Origin of the sequence: Streptomyces sp. NPDC052299 (assembly GCF_040679335.1) — a bacterium.
Taxonomy (GTDB): Bacteria; Actinomycetota; Actinomycetes; order Streptomycetales; family Streptomycetaceae; genus Streptomyces.
This window is the reverse complement of record NZ_JBFAUP010000013.1, coordinates 177,058-193,486: the sequence shown is the minus strand read 5'-3', so window position 1 is coordinate 193,486 and position 16,429 is coordinate 177,058. Positions and strand designations below refer to the sequence as shown.

At 73.2% G+C, this 16,429-nt stretch carries 14 protein-coding genes; 10 read left to right on the top strand and 4 right to left on the bottom strand.

Going from position 1 to position 16,429, the window contains the following annotated elements:
• Window position 1 precedes the first annotated feature (1 nt).
• Entirely contained in the window at window positions 2-673 is a 672-nt protein-coding gene (locus AB0L33_RS22970) for a lysophospholipid acyltransferase family protein (RefSeq protein ID WP_365684230.1), read from the bottom strand.
• Between the two features lie 234 nt (window positions 674-907).
• On the opposite strand from AB0L33_RS22970, the gene AB0L33_RS22965 reads away from it, so the two are divergent.
• Together AB0L33_RS22965 and AB0L33_RS22960 are read left to right on the top strand one after the other, a co-directional pair.
• Window positions 908-2,074 (top strand): glycerophosphodiester phosphodiesterase, encoded by a 1,167-nt coding sequence (locus AB0L33_RS22965; protein WP_365684228.1) that lies wholly within the window; start codon window positions 908-910, stop codon window positions 2,072-2,074.
• A 204-nt stretch (window positions 2,075-2,278) separates the two neighbouring features.
• Window positions 2,279-2,785 (top strand): GNAT family N-acetyltransferase, encoded by a 507-nt coding sequence (locus tag AB0L33_RS22960; protein WP_365684226.1) that lies wholly within the window; start codon window positions 2,279-2,281, stop codon window positions 2,783-2,785.
• Window positions 2,786-2,815: 30 nt separating this feature from the next.
• Here AB0L33_RS22960 and AB0L33_RS22955 read toward each other — a convergent pair whose 3' ends face one another.
• Together AB0L33_RS22955 and AB0L33_RS22950 are read right to left on the bottom strand one after the other, a co-directional pair.
• Window positions 2,816-3,250: a hypothetical protein gene (locus AB0L33_RS22955; protein ID WP_018103832.1), complete on the bottom strand. Its 435-nt coding sequence runs from the start codon at window positions 3,248-3,250 to the stop codon at window positions 2,816-2,818.
• A 2-nt stretch (window positions 3,251-3,252) separates the two neighbouring features.
• Window positions 3,253-3,612, bottom strand: coding sequence for a hypothetical protein (locus tag AB0L33_RS22950; protein ID WP_018103833.1), 360 nt, complete (start codon window positions 3,610-3,612; stop codon window positions 3,253-3,255).
• Window positions 3,613-4,184: 572 nt separating this feature from the next.
• Between AB0L33_RS22950 and AB0L33_RS22945 the strand changes: the two genes are divergently transcribed.
• The 8 genes from AB0L33_RS22945 to AB0L33_RS22910 all read left to right on the top strand — a co-directional run bounded on the left by AB0L33_RS22945 (window position 4,185) and on the right by AB0L33_RS22910 (window position 15,017).
• The gene (locus tag AB0L33_RS22945) at window positions 4,185-5,243 is read left to right on the top strand and encodes an ATP-binding cassette domain-containing protein (RefSeq protein WP_365684223.1); all 1,059 of its coding nucleotides are present in this window, start codon (window positions 4,185-4,187) and stop codon (window positions 5,241-5,243) included.
• Window positions 5,240-5,908, top strand: a complete 669-nt coding sequence (locus AB0L33_RS22940) for a methionine ABC transporter permease (RefSeq protein WP_360862422.1) — start codon at window positions 5,240-5,242, stop codon at window positions 5,906-5,908. Before AB0L33_RS22945 ends, AB0L33_RS22940 begins: the two co-directional genes overlap by 4 nt.
• A 74-nt stretch (window positions 5,909-5,982) precedes the next feature.
• A complete protein-coding gene (locus tag AB0L33_RS22935; protein ID WP_365684221.1) occupies window positions 5,983-6,837 on the top strand; it encodes a MetQ/NlpA family ABC transporter substrate-binding protein in 855 nt (284 codons plus the stop codon).
• A gap of 101 nt (window positions 6,838-6,938) precedes the next feature.
• Window positions 6,939-7,616, top strand: a complete 678-nt coding sequence (locus AB0L33_RS22930) for a GNAT family N-acetyltransferase (protein ID WP_073967835.1) — start codon at window positions 6,939-6,941, stop codon at window positions 7,614-7,616.
• Window positions 7,617-7,725: 109 nt separating this feature from the next.
• Window positions 7,726-8,964, top strand: coding sequence for a precorrin-6y C5,15-methyltransferase (decarboxylating) subunit CbiE (gene cbiE, locus AB0L33_RS22925; protein WP_365684219.1), 1,239 nt, complete (start codon window positions 7,726-7,728; stop codon window positions 8,962-8,964).
• A 331-nt stretch (window positions 8,965-9,295) separates the two neighbouring features.
• Window positions 9,296-12,700, top strand: coding sequence for a nicotinate-nucleotide--dimethylbenzimidazole phosphoribosyltransferase (gene cobT / locus AB0L33_RS22920; RefSeq protein ID WP_365684217.1), 3,405 nt, complete (start codon window positions 9,296-9,298; stop codon window positions 12,698-12,700).
• Between the two features lie 270 nt (window positions 12,701-12,970).
• Entirely contained in the window at window positions 12,971-14,206 is a 1,236-nt protein-coding gene (gene cobA / locus AB0L33_RS22915; protein ID WP_365684215.1) for a uroporphyrinogen-III C-methyltransferase, read from the top strand.
• Window positions 14,199-15,017 carry an RNA methyltransferase gene (locus AB0L33_RS22910; RefSeq protein WP_365684213.1) on the top strand — a complete coding sequence of 273 codons (819 nt, stop codon included), beginning with the start codon at window positions 14,199-14,201 and terminating at the stop codon, window positions 15,015-15,017. Before cobA ends, AB0L33_RS22910 begins: the two co-directional genes overlap by 8 nt.
• Here the strand turns inward: AB0L33_RS22910 and AB0L33_RS22905 are convergent, their stop codons facing one another.
• Entirely contained in the window at window positions 15,018-16,316 is a 1,299-nt protein-coding gene (locus AB0L33_RS22905) for a protein kinase (protein WP_365684211.1), read from the bottom strand.
• Window positions 16,317-16,429 lie beyond the last annotated feature (113 nt).

Here is a 16,429-nt window from a genome sequence, read left to right as displayed (position 1 = left end):
ATCAGGCGGCCTTCGCCTTCGTCGCGTACATGTCCACGTACTCCTGGCCGGACAGCCGCATCACCTCGGCCATCACGGAGTCGGTCACCGCGCGCAGCACGTAGCGGTCGCGGTCCATGCCCTCGTAGCGGGAGAACTCCATCGGTTCACCGAAGCGCACCGTCACCTTGCCGGGCCGGGGCAGACCCGAGCCGCCCGGCTGGAGCTTGTCCGTGCCGATCATCGCGAAGGGCACCACCGGCGCGCCCGTCATCAGCGTCAGCCGCGCGATGCCCGTACGGCCCCGGTAGAGCCGGCCGTCGGGGGAGCGGGTGCCCTCCGGGTAGATGGCGAACGCCTTGCCCTCCTCCAGGATCCGGCGCCCCGTCATCAGCGCCGCGACCCCCCCGCGCCCGCCGTCCCGGTCCACCGGGATCATGCCGACGCCCGTGAAGAACCAGGCCATCAGCCGGCCCTTGACGCCCTTGCCCGTCACGTACTCGTCCTTGCCGATGAAGAACACCGGACGGTCGCAGCAGATCGGCATGATCATCGAGTCGATGAACGTCAGATGATTGCCCGCCAGGATCACCGGCCCGCTGCCCGGAATGTTCTCGATGCCCTCCATCCGGGGACGGAACATCAGGCGCAGGATCGGTCCGAGCACTGCCTTGATGAGTGCGAGACGGGACAACGCTTCCTCCGGTGTTGTGGCCGGGCCGGCCGGGGCGACGGATGGTGAAGGTCCATGCAGGTGAGGACCATACTCGCGGGTACCGGCCGATCGCACATCGGGTTCACACACCGGATACGCCGTGTTGACATGTGTTCGCGCCATGTTCGTCCAGGTGCCGCCCCCAGGACCGTACCCCTGCCTACGCTCGATCCTCGCTCGACAGGTGCCGTACATCACATGCGAGGAGCATTCATGACAGAGCGTGCGCAGGCCGCGCCGGGACGCCGGACCGTCATCGGGGCGGGGGCAGCCGTCCTCGGCACCGCCGCCCTGGGCGTCACCACAACGGCGCAGGCGGCCGACCGGAACGGCGGACACGGGGGCCACCGCCTCGACCTGCCGGTCCCCACGGTCATCGGCCACCGGGGCACCAGCGGCTACCGCCCCGAACACACGCTGGGCTCCTACCAGCTCGCCCTGGACATGGGCGCGCACATCATCGAGCAGGACCTCGTCCCCACCCGCGACGGCCACCTCGTCTGCCGCCACGAGAACGACATCACCGCCACCACCGACGTCTCCGCGCACCCCGAGTTCGCGAACCGCCGGACCACCAAGACCGTCGACGGCGTCTCCCTCACCGGCTGGTTCACCGAGGACTTCACCCTCGCCGAGCTCAAGACCCTCCGCGCCAAGGAGCGCATTCCGGCCAACCGCCAGAAGAACACGCTGTACGACGGCCGCTGGGAGGTCCCCACCTTCGAAGAGGTCCTGCGCTGGGCCGACCGCGAGGGCCGCCGCCGCGGAAAGCCCGTCTGGCTGTACGTCGAGACCAAGCACCCCACCTACTTCCGGGGCCTCGGGCTCGGCCTGGAGGAGCCGCTGGCCAAGCTGCTGCGCCGCTACGGACGCCACCGCGCCCAGTCCCCGGTCATCCTCCAGTCCTTCGAGCCCGGCAGCGTCCAGCGCCTGGCCCGGCTCGTCGCGACCCCGCGCATCGTCCTGCTCTCCGGCGCGGGCACCCGGCCCTGGGACTTCGAGGCGTCCGGCGACCCGCGCACCACGGACGACCTGGTCCGGCCGGCGGGCCTGAAGTGGATGGCCTCCTTCGCGCAGGGCATCGGCCCCACCCTGGACCTGATCATCCCCAAGGACGCCGACGGCCGGCTCACCGAGCCCACCACCCTGGTGCGCGACGCCCACGCGCAGGGCCTCGTCCTCCACCCGTACACGATGCGCAACGAGAACACCTTCCTGCCCGCCGACTTCCGGCGCGGCAGCGACCCGAACGCGTACGGGGACGCGTTCGGCGCGTTCGCGGCGTACTTCGCGACCGGGATCGACGGCATCTTCTCCGACAACCCGGACACCGCCCTGCTCGCGGCCGCGGACTTCACGGCGAGGAGCGCGAAGAAGTAGCGCGCCGGGCCCGACTCCCCGTCAGCACCCCGCTCCCGTCACATCGCAGGGGAGTCGGCTATGTCACAGGGGAGTTTGGGCCCCATCCGTTCCCGATGCCTTGGATGTCTGCGCAGAATGCTCGCGGCGGAGGTTGTCGCTCCTGACTCGTGGGAAAGGAGCGGAAGACAACCGGCGGATCAGGTGAGCGGGAGGCATGCGCACATGGGCATGAGCGTGACCATCTCGGCGGCGGACGTGCGGGACGCCGAAGAGATTCTGAAGCTGCAGTACCTCTGTTTCCAGAGCGAGGCGGAGCTGTACGGCAATTACCGCATCGACCCGCTCGTCCAGACCCTCGACTCGGTGCGCGCCGAGATCGCGGAGAACCTGGTCTACGTGGCACGGCTCGGCGACGAGGTCGTCGGCTCGGTGCGGGGCTCGGCCGACGAGGACGGCACCGGCCGGATCGGCAAGCTCTGCGTCCACCCCCGGCTGCGGGGCCACGGCCTCGGCGCCCGGCTGCTGCGCGCGGCGGAGTCCGGCCTCGCCGACGAGCGCGCCGCCACCCGCTTCCGGCTGCACACCGGCCACCGCAGCGAGGGCAACCTGAGGCTCTACCGGCGCGCGGGCTACGCCCCTGTGGGCAACGCCCAGGGCGACGACGGGGTCATGATGATCCTGCTGGAGAAGGAGGCCCAGGCCCCCACCGCGTACGTGGCCAGCGCCTAGCCGTACGGTACGAGCGCCGCGCCCCCGCCGTTACGCGGTCCGGGCGCGGCGCAGCCACATCATTCCGGTGACCGGCAGGATCACCGGAATGAACAGGTAGTCCCGGCCGCAGTACGACCACACGGTCGCGTCGGCGAACGCAGACGGCTCCACCAGCGTCCACGTCCCCACGATCAGCACCCCGGCCAGCTCGGCCGCGCAGCACACCAGCGCCGTCCGGCGCGCCCGCTCCCCGCCGCGCACCAGCGAGTACGTGATGAAGCCGTAGACGAGCGCGGCGACCGCCGACAGCACATAGGCGAGGGGCGCGCGGCCGAAGTCCAGGATCATCTGGACGATCGAACGGGACGCCGCCGCCACGGTGAACACGCCGTAGAACCAGACGAGGACGCGGCCGGGACCGGTGCCGAGGTCGAAGGGCCGCTTCTCGCCGGCCGTCGCCTGCGTGGTGTCGGTGTCGGTCACGGTCAGCTTCCCCAGATGTCGTAGAGCCGTACTTCGAGGACGGCCAGGACGACCGCGCCCGCCGCCACCGTCACCGAGCCCCAGCGGGTCCGCTCGCTCAGCGACAGGAACCCCGCCGCCGGTACGGCGAGGAACGCCCCGGCGAGGTACGCGATGAAGATGGTCATGCCCTGCTCGGGCCGCTCGCCCCGGGCCAGCTGCACGATTCCCGTCACCAGCTGCGCCAGGGCCAGCAGCGAGACGACGGCCATGCCGATGAAGTGCCAGTCCTTGGTGGGCTGGTCCCGGTAGGCGGCGTATCCGCACCAGGCGGCGAGGGCGAGGGCGGCCACGGCGACCGCGACCGTCAGGGCGTCGAGCATGAGCCGAGGGTATTACGGCGCGCCGCGCCCGCCGTCCTCGCCCCCGGTTCGCCGGGGCGAGGGCGCTGACGCCGGGAGATCGTGGCCTTGACCACAGGGCACACCGGCCCCGGGCGCCCGGGGAGCGGCATGGCCGGCCTCGCCAGAGGAGCATCGCTGCAGGTCAGGGCGGTGTGGCTGGAAAGCGTCGGCCGATACGAGACCGTCGCGCCGCCCCATCCACGCCTGTCCGCTATCCGGACAATCGGTCCGGCGGCGAACTCACGTCTGTTTTACTTGTGCCCATGACCACGACGAGCAGCCGCACCCTTGCGACCGAGGCGATCACGACGCCCGGTGCTCGTTGTATGTGTCGAATGCGCGCCTTCTGAGGGCCCACGACCGAGCCTCGCGCCCCGAAGCGAGACCCTTCCCGGCCGCCCGCACGGGCCCCGGCCCGCGGTGACCGCCGCGCCCGGACGCCCCGGGAAGCCGCTCGGAACGTCCGATCGAAAACGTCCGGATCACCCCCGGACGCATGCCCCGTGCCCGGCGGACACCGCGCCGCGCACTCGACAGTGACGGAAACCCCTGTGATCACCACGACGGGCCTCACGAAGGTCTACCGTTCGCGCGACCGCGAGGTCACCGCCCTGGACGGCGTCGACCTCCACGTACGCGAGGGCGAGGTGTACGGCGTCATCGGCCGCAGCGGCGCCGGCAAGTCATCGCTCATCCGCTGCGTCAACCTCCTGGAACGCCCCACCTCCGGCACCGTGACCGTGGCCGGCCAGGACCTCACCGCCCTCGCGGGCCGGGGCCGCCGGGCCGGCAAGGAGCTGCGCGAGGCACGCAGCCGCATCGGCATGGTCTTCCAGCACTTCAACCTGCTGGCCTCCCGCACCGTGCAGCGCAACGTCGAACTCCCCCTGGAGATCCTCGGCGTCACCGGCCGCGAACGCTCCCGCAAGGCCCTCGAACTCCTCGACCTGGTCGGCCTCGCCGACAAGGCCAAGTCCTACCCGGGCCAGCTCTCCGGCGGCCAGAAGCAGCGCGTCGGCATCGCCCGCGCCCTCGCCGGCGACCCCAAGGTGCTCCTGTCCGACGAGGCGACCTCCGCCCTGGACCCCGAGACCACCCGCTCCATCCTCCAGCTCCTGCGCGACCTCAACCGGCAGCTCGGGCTCACCGTCCTGCTCATCACGCACGAGATGGACGTCGTGAAGACCATCTGCGACTCCGCCGCGCTGATGCGGGGCGGCCGGGTGATCGAATCCGGCACCGTCGGCGAACTGCTCGCCACCCCCGGCTCCGAGCTGGCCCACGAACTGTTCCCCGTCGGCGGCACCGCCTCCGCGCCCGACCGCACCGTCGTGGACGTCACCTTCCACGGCGAGGCCGCCGCCCGCCCGGTGATCTCGCAGCTCTCCCGTACGTACAACATCGACATCTCGATCCTGGGCGCCGCCATGGACACCGTGGGCGGCAAGCAGATCGGCCGCATGCGCATCGAACTGCCCGGCCGGTTCGAGGAGAACGTCGTGCCGATCGGCTTCCTGCGCGAACAGGGCCTCCAGGCCGAGCTCGTCGATGGCGCAGACGCCGCACCCGTCTCCGTACCCGCACCGCTCACCAAGGAGGTGGCGAAGTGACCTGGTCCGAAATGCAGCCGCTGCTGACGCAGGGCACCGTCGACACCCTCTACATGGTGCTGTGGTCCGCCCTCGTCACCGTCCTGGTCGGACTGCCCCTCGGCGTCCTGCTCGTCCTCACCGACAAGGGCGGACTGCTCCAGAACACCCCGGTGAACAAGGTCGTCGGCGTGATCGTGAACATCGGCCGCTCGCTGCCGTTCATCATCCTGCTGATCGCCCTGATCCCCTTCACCACCTGGGTCGTCGGCACCTTCATCGGCCCCACCGCGATGATCGTCCCGCTCGCCGTCGGCGCCATCCCGTTCTTCGCCCGGCTGGTCGAGACGGCGGTGCGCGAGGTCGACCACGGGCTCGTGGAGGCCGTCCAGTCGATGGGCGGCTCCATCCCGACGATCGTCCGCAAGGTGCTGCTCCCGCAGGCCCTGCCGTCCCTGGTCTCCGGGATCACCACCACCGTCATCGTGCTCATCGGCTACTCCGCGATGGCCGGCGCGGTCGGCGGCGAAGGGCTCGGCTCCAAGGCCGTCACCTACGGGTTCCAGCGCTTCGACAACCGGTTCATGCTGATCACGGTCGCGCTGCTGATCGTCATCGTGACCCTCGTCCAGCTGATCGGCGACCTCGCCGTCCGCCTGCTGGCCCGCCGCGGCCGCACCTCCTGAGACTTCCCCTCCCCACCAAGCCCGCACTCCTTGTCCGGGCGCACCACCATCACCACCTGAAAGAGGCACTTTTCGTGCGTACCAGCATCAAGATCACCGCCGCGGCCGCGGCCACCACCGCCCTCGCCCTCGGCCTCACCGCCTGCGGCACGGACTCCGACCCGTCCTCCAAGAGCGGCGGCACCGACACCTCCAAGGCCCTCGTCGTCGCCGCGTCGCCGACGCCGCACGCCGACATCCTCGGCTTCGTCAAGAAGAACCTCGCGGAGAAGGCCGGCCTCAAGCTGGAGGTCAAGGAGTTCACGGACTACGTCCTGCCCAACACCGCCACCGAGACCGGCCAGGTCGACGCCAACTTCTTCCAGCACCAGCCCTACCTGGACGACTTCAACAAGAAGAACAACACCCACCTGGTCTCCGTCGGCACCGTCCACCTCGAGCCCCTCGGCCTCTACTCCAAGAAGGTCAAGGGCCTCGACGGCATCAAGGCCGGCCAGACCATCGCCGTCCCCAACGACACCACCAACGAGGGCCGCGCGCTCCAGCTGCTCGCCGAGAACGACCTCATCACCCTCAAGGACGGCGTCGGCACCAGCGCCAAGCTGAGCGACATCACCGACAAGAAGGGCCTGGAGTTCAAGGAGCTGGAGGCCGCCACGGTCCCGCGCGCCCTCAACGACGTGGACGCCGCCGTCATCAACGGCAACTACGCCATCGAGGCCAAGCTCAAGCCCGCGAAGGACGCCCTCGTCCTGGAGAAGGCCGACGGCAACCCGTACGCCAACATCGTCGCCGTCAAGAAGGGCGACGAGAAGGACCCCCGCGTCCAGAAGCTCGTGAAGCTCCTCCACTCCGACGAGGTCAAGAAGTTCATCGAGGACACCTACCAGGGCTCGGTCGTCCCGGCCTTCGGTGACGCCAAGTCCTGACCCGTACACGGCACTTGCCCGAGGAGCCCCGCACACCCCGCCCGGGGGTGCGGGGCTCCGCCGTACCGACCCGGCCATGCGCGGCCGCCCCGCGATGCTGCATGCTGTGCATTTACACGGTCTTCGGCATGGAGCTGCGCATGACTTCCACCTTCCCGGACATCTCCATCAGCACGGACCGGTTGGTGCTGCGCCCATTCGACATGGCGGACATCCCCGCGTACATCGAGATGATGAACGACGAACTCGTCACCGCCTGGACCGACGCCCCCCACCCCTACACCCAGGTCGACGCCGAACGCTGGGTGCGCAGAATCGCTCCCGCGCACCGCACCAAGGGCGACGGGATCGCCCTGGCCGTCACCGAGTTCCTCACCCAGCGCCTCGTCGGCTCCGTACGGCTGCGCAACACCGACTGGCGCACCCTGTCCACCGAGGCCGCGTACATCACCGCCCCCTGGGCCCGCGGCGAGGGCTACGCCACCGAATCCGTGCTCGCCGTCGCCCAGTGGCTCTTCCGCGACCAGGGCTTCGAGCGCATCGAACTGCGCACCGCCGCCGACAACACCGCCTCCCAGCAGGTCGCCCAGAAACTCGGCTGCATCAGCGAGGGCGTCCTGCGCAACGCCCGCATAGCGCGCTCCCAGACGGAGGACGGCGGATGGACCGACATCCGCACCGACCTCATCGTCTGGGGCCTGCTCCCCGAAGACCTCGAAGGCGTCGCCGAACAGCTCGCCGACGCCGGCGGCTACGGCACCTACAACGACTGGAACTGACCGGCGCCGGGGCCCCGGAGCCCGCTCGGCGGGGACCGGGTAACCTCACCCTGCCCGCCCCCGGGCACCCCCGCCCCGCCTGCGACGACTCCAGGAGAATGACACCAAGATGGCCGACCGGGTCACAGTGATCGGCTGGGACGGCTCGCCGCTGACCAGAGCGGCCACCGCAGCGCTCTCGGCCGCGACCCTGGTCGCCGGAGCCGCCCACCACCTCGCGCTGCCGGAGATCCCCGGCGGCGCCGAACGCATCCGCCTCGGCTCCGTCGACCTCGCCGCCCGCCGCATCGCCGGCCACCGGGGCAGCGCCGTCGTCCTCGCAGACGGAGATCCCGGCTTCTTCGGCGTCGTCCGCACCCTGCGCGCCCCGCAGCATGGCCTGGAGGTCGAGGTCGTCCCGGCCGTCTCGTCCGTCGCCACCGCCTTCGCCCGCGCCGGGATGCCCTGGGAGGACGCCCAGACCGTCGTCGCCCACCCGCGCACCCTGCGCCGCGCCGTGAACGTCTGCCGCGCCCACCACAAGGTCGCCGTCCTCACCTCGCCCGGCGCCGGACCCGCCGAACTGGCCCTGCTCCTCGAAGGCGTCCACCGCACGTTCGTCATCTGCGAGGAGCTGGGCACCGACCGCGAACAGGTCACCGTCGTCACCTCGGAGACCGCCGCCGACCACGTCTGGCGCGACCCCAACGTCGTCATCGTCATCGGCGGCGGCCCCGAGCAGCGGGCCGACGGCGCCTGGATCGCCGGCCGCCACCCCGCCTACCCGCAGGGCATACGCGGATGGGCCCTGCCCGCCGGCGCCTACCCGGACCCCGGCGACCGGCCGGCGGGAGAGAGCGGCGAGGGCGAGGGCCCCGTCCTGCGCGCCGCCCAGCTCGCCCACCTCGGCCCCCGCACCGGCGACCTCGTCTGGGACATCGGCTCCGGGGGCGGCGCGCTGGCCGTCGAGGCGGCCCGCTTCGGCGCGGCGGTTCTCGCCGTGGACAGCGACCCCGAAGCCTGCGCCCGCACCACGGCCGCCGCCCGCGCCTTCGGCGTCCAGCTCCAGGTCGTCGAGGGCCGCGCCCCGCACGTACTGGAACGGCTGCCCGAGCCCGACGTCGTACGCATCGGAGGCGGCGGTGTCCCCGTCGCCACCGCCGTCGCGGCCCGCCGCCCGGAGCGCATCGTCACGCACGCCTCCACCCGCGACGAGGCCGAGGCACTGGGTGCCGCCCTGGCCGGGAACGGCTACACGGTCGACTGCTCGCTCCTCCAGTCCGTCGAACTCGACACGACCGCCTGGTCGGAGCGCGAACGCACGGTCGTCTTTCTGCTTTCCGCACTTCGTTCGGACCTTGCCCCCTGACCCGTCGGCAAGCGGTGCGAGGTAGGCTGGCCGATCGTCGCACCGCTCCCGGATGTTCGTCGCTTCGTTCGTCAATGTCCGGAAAAGGGGGCCGTTTTGGTCCCCGCTGTGGTACGGCAGCACCCTGGGACGCGCAACGTGGCGCAGTCCACAGCGGGCCGTGGCGAAATGAGCTGCCGCGGCGGCGAACGACCGCGAGAATGCAGGATGTCCGCGACCGATTCGTGCCGCGCGGCGCGCCCGCTCGTTCCACCGGACGAGCACCGCGTGCCGTGTCCGGGCGTCCCGGGCGAAGGGCCGAAGGAGCACTGACGATGGGCGAGGGGAACGCATGAGTGACACCGGCCGGATCCCGGGCGAGGGACTGCCGGAGAACGCGGGCACGGTGGAGCAGCCGGGCGTTCCCGCGGCTGACTCCTACACCTACCTCGAACCCTCCGCGCACACGCCCGAGGACGACGACCTCCTCCTGATGCCGAGCGCCCAGGGCGCCTGGGGCGAACCGCAGCCGGCGCCCCAGCCGGCGGAGCACTACGCGGACCCCGCCGCGCAGGGCGCGTACCAGCCGCACTTCCACCCCCAGCCGGCCGACCCCGCGCACGCCCAGGGCCCCGTCCAGCTCCAGGAGCAGGCCCCGGCGTACGCGATGCACCAGACCGCCGCCGCGCCGCTGCCCGAGACAGGCCCCGGCGCGCACGAGTCCGGAGGCCGCGACTCCGGCTCCGTCGACCTCGGCGCCGTCCGCATCCCCGCCCCGGCCGCGCAGCCGCCCGTGCGCCGCCCGCTGCACCGGGGCCCGGCCTCGCCCGAGCCGTCCTACGGCGGTACGTCGGGGGCCGGGGTCGTCCGCTCCCTCGCCGACCGCGGCCCGGCCGGTGCGCCTCCCGCCCGCCACGCGGGCCCGGCCACGGCCGAACCCGAGTACTTCGACCCGCAGCCGGCGGACCAGCCCCTCCCGGGCCCCCAGCTCGGCGAGATCCCGCCGCAGACGGCCCAGCAGTGGGCCCCGGTGACCCCGGTCGCCCCGGAGCAGCCCGAGCCCGTCGCGGAGCCCGCCCAGGCGGCGGCACCGGAGGAGGCCGCCCCCGTGGCCCCGGTGGCCGAGACCCCGGCGCCCGAGCCGCAGGTCGCGGAGGCGGTCGCTCCGGAGGCCCCGGCGCCGGTTGCCGAGCAGCCGGTGGCTGAGCCCGAGCCGGTGCCGGTCGCGGAGGCCGCACCGGTAGCGGTCGCGGAGGCCGCGCCGACCGCGGAGCCGGTGGCCGCGGCGGAGCCCGCACCCGTTGCCGAGCCGGAGCCCGTCGCCGTGGCGGTGCCCGTACCGGCTGCCGAGCCCGAGCCTGTCGTCGTGGCGGAGCCGGAGCCCGTCGCCGAGCCCGAGCCTGTCGTCGTGGCCGAGCCCGTGGCGGCTGCCGAGCCGGAGCCTGCCGCCGTGGCGGAGCCGGTACCGGCCGCAGAGCCGCAGCCCGTACCGCCTGCCGAGCCGGAGCCGGTGACCGGGGCCGTGGCCGAACCCGTGGCGGCCGCCGAGCCCGAGCCGGTGACCGTGGCCGAACCCGTGGCGCCCGCCGAGCCCGAACCCGGCGCCGTGGCGGAGCCCGCACAGACCCCGGAGCCGCAGCCCGGACCTGAGCCCGTCGCGGTCACTGAACCCGTGGCGGCCGTCGAGCCCCAGCCCGCACCGGCTGCCGAGCCCCAGCCTGTCGCCGAGGCTGAGCCCGCCCCGGCCTCGGAGCCGCAGCCCGCACCGGCCCCGGAAGCGGAGCCGGTCGCGGTGGCCGAACCCGCACCGGCCCCCGAGCCGCAGCCCGAGGCCGCGGCCGAGCCCGTGCCGGCCCCCGAGCCGGAGGCGGCCGCTCCGGTCGCCGGGCAGTCGATACAGCCCGAGGCCCCTGCCCCCGCACCCGCCCCCGAGCCGGAGGCCGGCCCCGAGGTCATCGAGACCCCGGACCTGAGCGACGAGGCGGAGTCCGTACAGCAGGAGCAGGCGCCCGCGGCGCCCACCGCGCCGCCCGCGCCGGGCTATGACGACGCCGAGCGCGAGGCCGTCCTCCGGGTGATGCGCGAGCGCCGCGACATCCGCAACGGCTTCCGCAGCGACCCCATCCCGCACGAGGTGCTGCTGCGCGTCCTGGAGGCCGCGCACACGGCGCCCAGCGTGGGCCACTCGCAGCCGTGGGACTTCGTCGTCATCCGGTCCGCCGAGACGCGCCGTTCGATGCACGAGCTGGCGCAGCAGCAGCGTGAGGCGTACGCGAAGTCGCTGCCGAAGGCGCGGGCGAAGCAGTTCAAGGAACTGAAGATCGAGGCGATCCTCGACACCCCGGTCAACATCGTCGTGACCGCCGACCCGACGCGGGGCGGCCGCCACACGCTCGGCCGGCACACACAGCCGCAGATGGCCCCGTACTCGTCGGCGCTCGCCGTGGAGAACCTGTGGCTGGCAGCACGCGCCGAGGGTCTGGGCGTCGGCTGGGTGAGCTTCTTCGACGAGCGCGAGATGGTGCGCGCGCTGGGACTTCCGGAGCACCTGGAGATCGTGGCGTACCTCTGCGTGGGGTACGTGGACGAGTTCCCCGAGGACCCGGAGCTGATGCAGGCGGGCTGGTCGAAGCGGCGCCCGCTGTCCTGGGTCGTCCACGAGGAGACCTACGGCCGCCGCGCCCTGCCCGGCGAGGCACCGCACGACCTGCTCCAGGAGACGATCTCCAACATCCGTCCGCTGGACGCCAAGGCGCTCGGCGAGGCGTGGGAGCGCCAGAAGCGGATGACGAAGCCGGCCGGTGCGCTCGGCATGCTGGAGATCATCTCCGCGCAGCTGGCCGGGCTCTCCCGGATGTGCCCCCCGCCGATCCCGGAGCCGGCGGCCGTCGCGGTGTTCGCGGGCGACCACGGCGTGCACGCCCAGGGCGTCACGGCGTGGCCCCAGGAGGTCACCGGCCAGATGATCGCCAACATGCTCGGCGGCGGCGCGGTGTGCAACGCGTTCGCGTCGCAGGTGGGCGCCGAGGTCTGCGTGGTCGACGTGGGCGCGGTCGCGGAACTGCCCGCGATGCCGGGCTTGCTGCCCCGGAAGGTACGGGCCGGCACGGCGGACTTCACCACGGGACCGGCGCTCACCCGCGAGGAGGTCCACGCGGCGATCGAGGTCGGCATCGAGACCGCCCGGGACCTGGTGGCGGCGGGCAACAAGGGCCTGCTGACCGGTGAGATGGGCATCGCGAACACGACCGCGTCGGCCGCGCTGATCTGCGTGTACACCGGGATGGACCCGGCCGAGGTCACGGGCCGGGGCACGGGCATCAACGACGAGATGCACGCCCGCAAGATCGACGTGGTGCGGCGCGCCCTCGAACTCCACCAGCCGGACCCGGCGGACCCGATCGGCGTCCTGGCGGCCGTCGGCGGCCTGGAGCACGCGGCGATGGCCGGCTTCCTGCTGGGCGGCGCGTCGCTGCGTACGCCGGTGATCCTGGACGGCGTCAGCGCGGGCGCGGCGGCCCTGGTGGCCCGCGCGATCGCCCCGGAGGCGCTGGCCGCGTGCATCGCCGGCCACCGCAGCGCGGAGCCGGGCCATGTGGCCGCGCTCAACAAGCTGGGCCTGCGCCCGCTGGTCGACCTGGACCTCCGCCTCGGCGAGGGCACGGGGGCGCTGCTGGCGCTGCCGATCGTGCAGAGCGCGGCCCGTGCGATGCACGAGGTGGCGACGTTCGACTCGGCGGGCGTGACGGAGAAGTAGCGGCACCGTTGTCGGGGGCGCTGCCCCCGAACCCCCGCTCCTCAATCGCCGGAGGGCTTGATCTGGCCGCGCGGCCACTTCCAGCCTCGCCGGCGTTTGAGGCGCGGGGTCCGGGGCAGCGCTCCGGTTTCGGGGAGGGGCGGGGAGGGGACAAGGCCCGCCGCAGGCGCCCCCGCCCACCCCGTATCGTGATCCCCACCCACCACACCACGCCGCTCCATCGCCGCAGCGGCCCGCGCTTCCGCACCGCCCCGAGGAGCCCGCACCACCATGGCCGAGCACGCCGATCGCCCCGCCTACCCCGTCGGACTGCGCCTCAACGGGCGCCGCGTAGTCGTCGTCGGCGGCGGCCAGGTGGCGCAGCGCCGCCTCCCCGCCCTCATCGCGGCCGGGGCCGACATCGTCCTCGTGTCGCCGTCCGCCACCCCCTCCGTCGAGGCGATGGCGGACGCCGGCGAGATCCGCTGGGAGCGCCGCACGTACGCCGAAGGCGACCTCACCGACACCTGGTACGCGCTCATCGCGACCGACGACGACGCCGCCAACGAGGCCGCGTCCGCCGAGGCGGAACGCACCCGCACCTGGTGCGTCCGCAGCGACGACGCCGAAGCGGCCACCGCCTGGACGCCCGCCACCGGCCGCAGCGAGGGCGTCACCGTCGCCGTGCTCACCGCCGGCGCCCACGGCCGCGACCCGCGCCACTCCGCCGCGGTCCGCGACGCGATCGTGGAGGGCCTGCGCGACGGCAGCATCGCCGCACCGCACCACCGCACCCGCACCGCGGGCGTCGCGCTGGTCGGCGGCGGCCCCGGCGACCCGGACCTCATCACCGTCCGGGGCCGCCGCCTGCTCGCCGAGGCGGACGTCGTCATCGCCGACCGCCTCGGCCCCCGCGACCTGCTCGACGAGCTCCCGCCGCACGTCGAGGTGATTGACGCCGCGAAGATCCCGTACGGCCGCTACATGGCCCAGGAGGCCATCAACAACGCGCTGATCGAGCACGCCAAGGCCGGCAAGGCCGTCGTCCGGCTCAAGGGCGGCGACCCGTTCGTCTTCGGCCGGGGCATGGAGGAGGCCCAGGCGCTCGCCGCCGAGGGCATCCCGTGCACCGTCGTGCCCGGCATCTCCAGCTCCATCTCGGTCCCCGGCGCGGCCGGCATCCCCGTCACCCACCGGGGCGTTGCCCACGAGTTCACCGTGGTCAGCGGGCACGTCGCCCCCGACGACGAACGCTCCCTGGTCGACTGGGCCGCCCTCGCCCGGCTGCGCGGCACCCTGGTGCTCCTGATGGCCGTCGACAAGATCGGCGCCATCGCCCGCACGCTCGTCGAGCACGGCCGCTCGCCCGAGACCCCGGTCGCCCTCGTCCAGGAAGGCACCACGGCCGCCCAGCGCCGCGTCGACGCGACCCTCGCCACGGTGGCCGAGCGGGTGGCCGCCGAGGACGTCCGCCCGCCCGCCGTCATCGTGATCGGTGCCGTGGTCGAGGTGGGCAACCGTGGCTGAACCCCTCACCATCGACACCCCCGACGACCCCCGCCTCGGCGACTACGTCGGCCTCACCGACGTCGAGCTCCGGCGCAGGAAGGAGCCCGCGGAGGGCCTGTTCATCGCCGAGGGCGAGAAGGTGATCCGGCGCGCCCTGGAGGCCGGGTACGAGATGCGCTCCATGCTGCTCTCGGCGAAGTGGGTCGACCAGATGCGGGACGTCATCGAGGAGAGCACCGCCCCCGTCTACACGGTCGCGCCGGACCTCGCCGAGCGAGTCACCGGCTACCACGTGCACCGGGGCGCCCTCGCCTCCATGCGGCGCAAGCCCCTCCCGGCCGCCGGTGACCTCCTCCGTACGGCCCGCCGCGTGGCCGTCATGGAGGCCGTCAACGACCATACGAACATCGGCGCGATCTTCCGCAGCGCCGCGGCCCTCGGGATGGACGCCGTCCTGCTCTCCCCGGACTGCGCCGACCCGCTCTACCGGCGGTCCGTCAAGGTCTCGATGGGCGCGGTGTTCTCCGTGCCGTACGCGCGCCTCGACACCTGGCCGCAGGGCCTGGAGGCCGTACGCGGGGCCGGGTTCACGGTGCTCGCGCTGACGCCCGCCGAGCAGGCCGTCAGCATCGAGGAGGCGGCACCCCACCGCATGGACCGCGTCGCCCTGATGCTCGGCGCCGAGGGCGACGGCCTCTCCGCCCGGGCGCTGGCCGCCGCCGACCGGTGGGTGCGCATCCCGATGGCCCACGGCGTGGACTCGCTGAACGTCGGCGCGGCGGCCGCGGTCGCCTTCTACGCGGTGGCCACGGGCCGCCCCGAGAGCTGACTACGGCCGGCTCTGGTCCTGGACCTGGCTCCGGCCGTGTCCGAGGTCCACGCCCAGCCCCCGGGCCGGACCCTGGCAGCCCTGCGCCGCCGCGATCCCCAGCGCCACCAGCAGCGTCACCACCACGAAGACGACGAGCCGCTGCCGCAGCAGCTTCGGATTGGCCGGACGCCGCCCCGTGGACGTCGTCCTGGTCCCCGGACGGGTCCCCGGCCTGCCGTTCGTCCCGTTGGTGCCCTGCGGACGCCGGGCCGGCCGCGCCGTCCCGCGCGGCGGCTGCTGCACCGGCCGGCCGCCGCCACCCGTGCGGGCGGGAGCGGAACGCGCCGCCGACGGCCGGTTCTGCGGGCGCGACCCCGGCGCCGGACCGGCCGCCCGGCGCGTCTGCTGTTCGGTGTACGGGCCGTCCAGGCGGCCGGTCGGGCGGTCCGCCTCCTGGGCCGAACGCTGGACCGGCGGCCGGCTCTCGTGCAGCCCCTGCGCCTCGCGCGCCGCGATCTCCTTGAGCCGCATCGACAGCTGGAGCGTGCTCGGCCGCTCCTCCGGGTCTTTCGCCAGACAGGCGCTCACCAGAGGCGCCAGCGCGTCGTGCACGTCGAAGAGCTGGGGCTCCTCGTGCACCACGCGATACAGCATCACCTCGGAACTGCCGTGCCCGAAGGGGGAGTCGGCCATCGCCGCGTACGCCAGCGTCGCCCCGAGCGAGAACACGTCCGTCGCCGGGGTCACCGCAGCGCCGCGCACCTGCTCGGGTGCGAGGAAACCGGGCGAGCCCACCGCCGTACCGACGTGCGTCAGCGTGGAAGCGCCGGTGGCCCAGGCGATCCCGAAGTCGATGATCCGGGGGCCCTTGGGGGAGAGGAGGATGTTCGACGGCTTCAGGTCCCGGTGCACCACCCCGGCCTCGTGCACCGCGACCAGGCCCTCGGAGAGCGCCGCCCCGATCGAGGCCACCTCGGCGGCCGACAGCGGGCCCTCCTCGGCGACCTTGTCGTGCAGCGAGGGCCCCGGAACGTACTGCGTGGCGAACCACGGGCGGTCCGCCTCCAGGTCGGCGGCGACCAGCCGGGCCGTGCAGCCGCCGCGGATCCGCCGGGCGGCGGACACCTCGCGCGCGAACCGCGAACGGAACTCCTGATCCTCCGCCAGGTCCGGGCGGATCACCTTCAGTGCGACGCGCTGGCCCCGCCGGTCCGAACCCAGATAGACGACCCCCATGCCGCCGGCCCCGAGCCGCCGGTGCAGCCTGAACGAGCCGACGACACGCGGGTCCTCGCGCCGGAGCCGCATCATCGCCATGTCTGCCCATCCCCGCTGCCTGGTACGCCTGACGAGGCACAGCTTACGTACCCGCCGCCCGGGGTGCTCAGAGGCCGCGCCCTCGACGGAGATTCGATTGTCAGTGGTGGGTG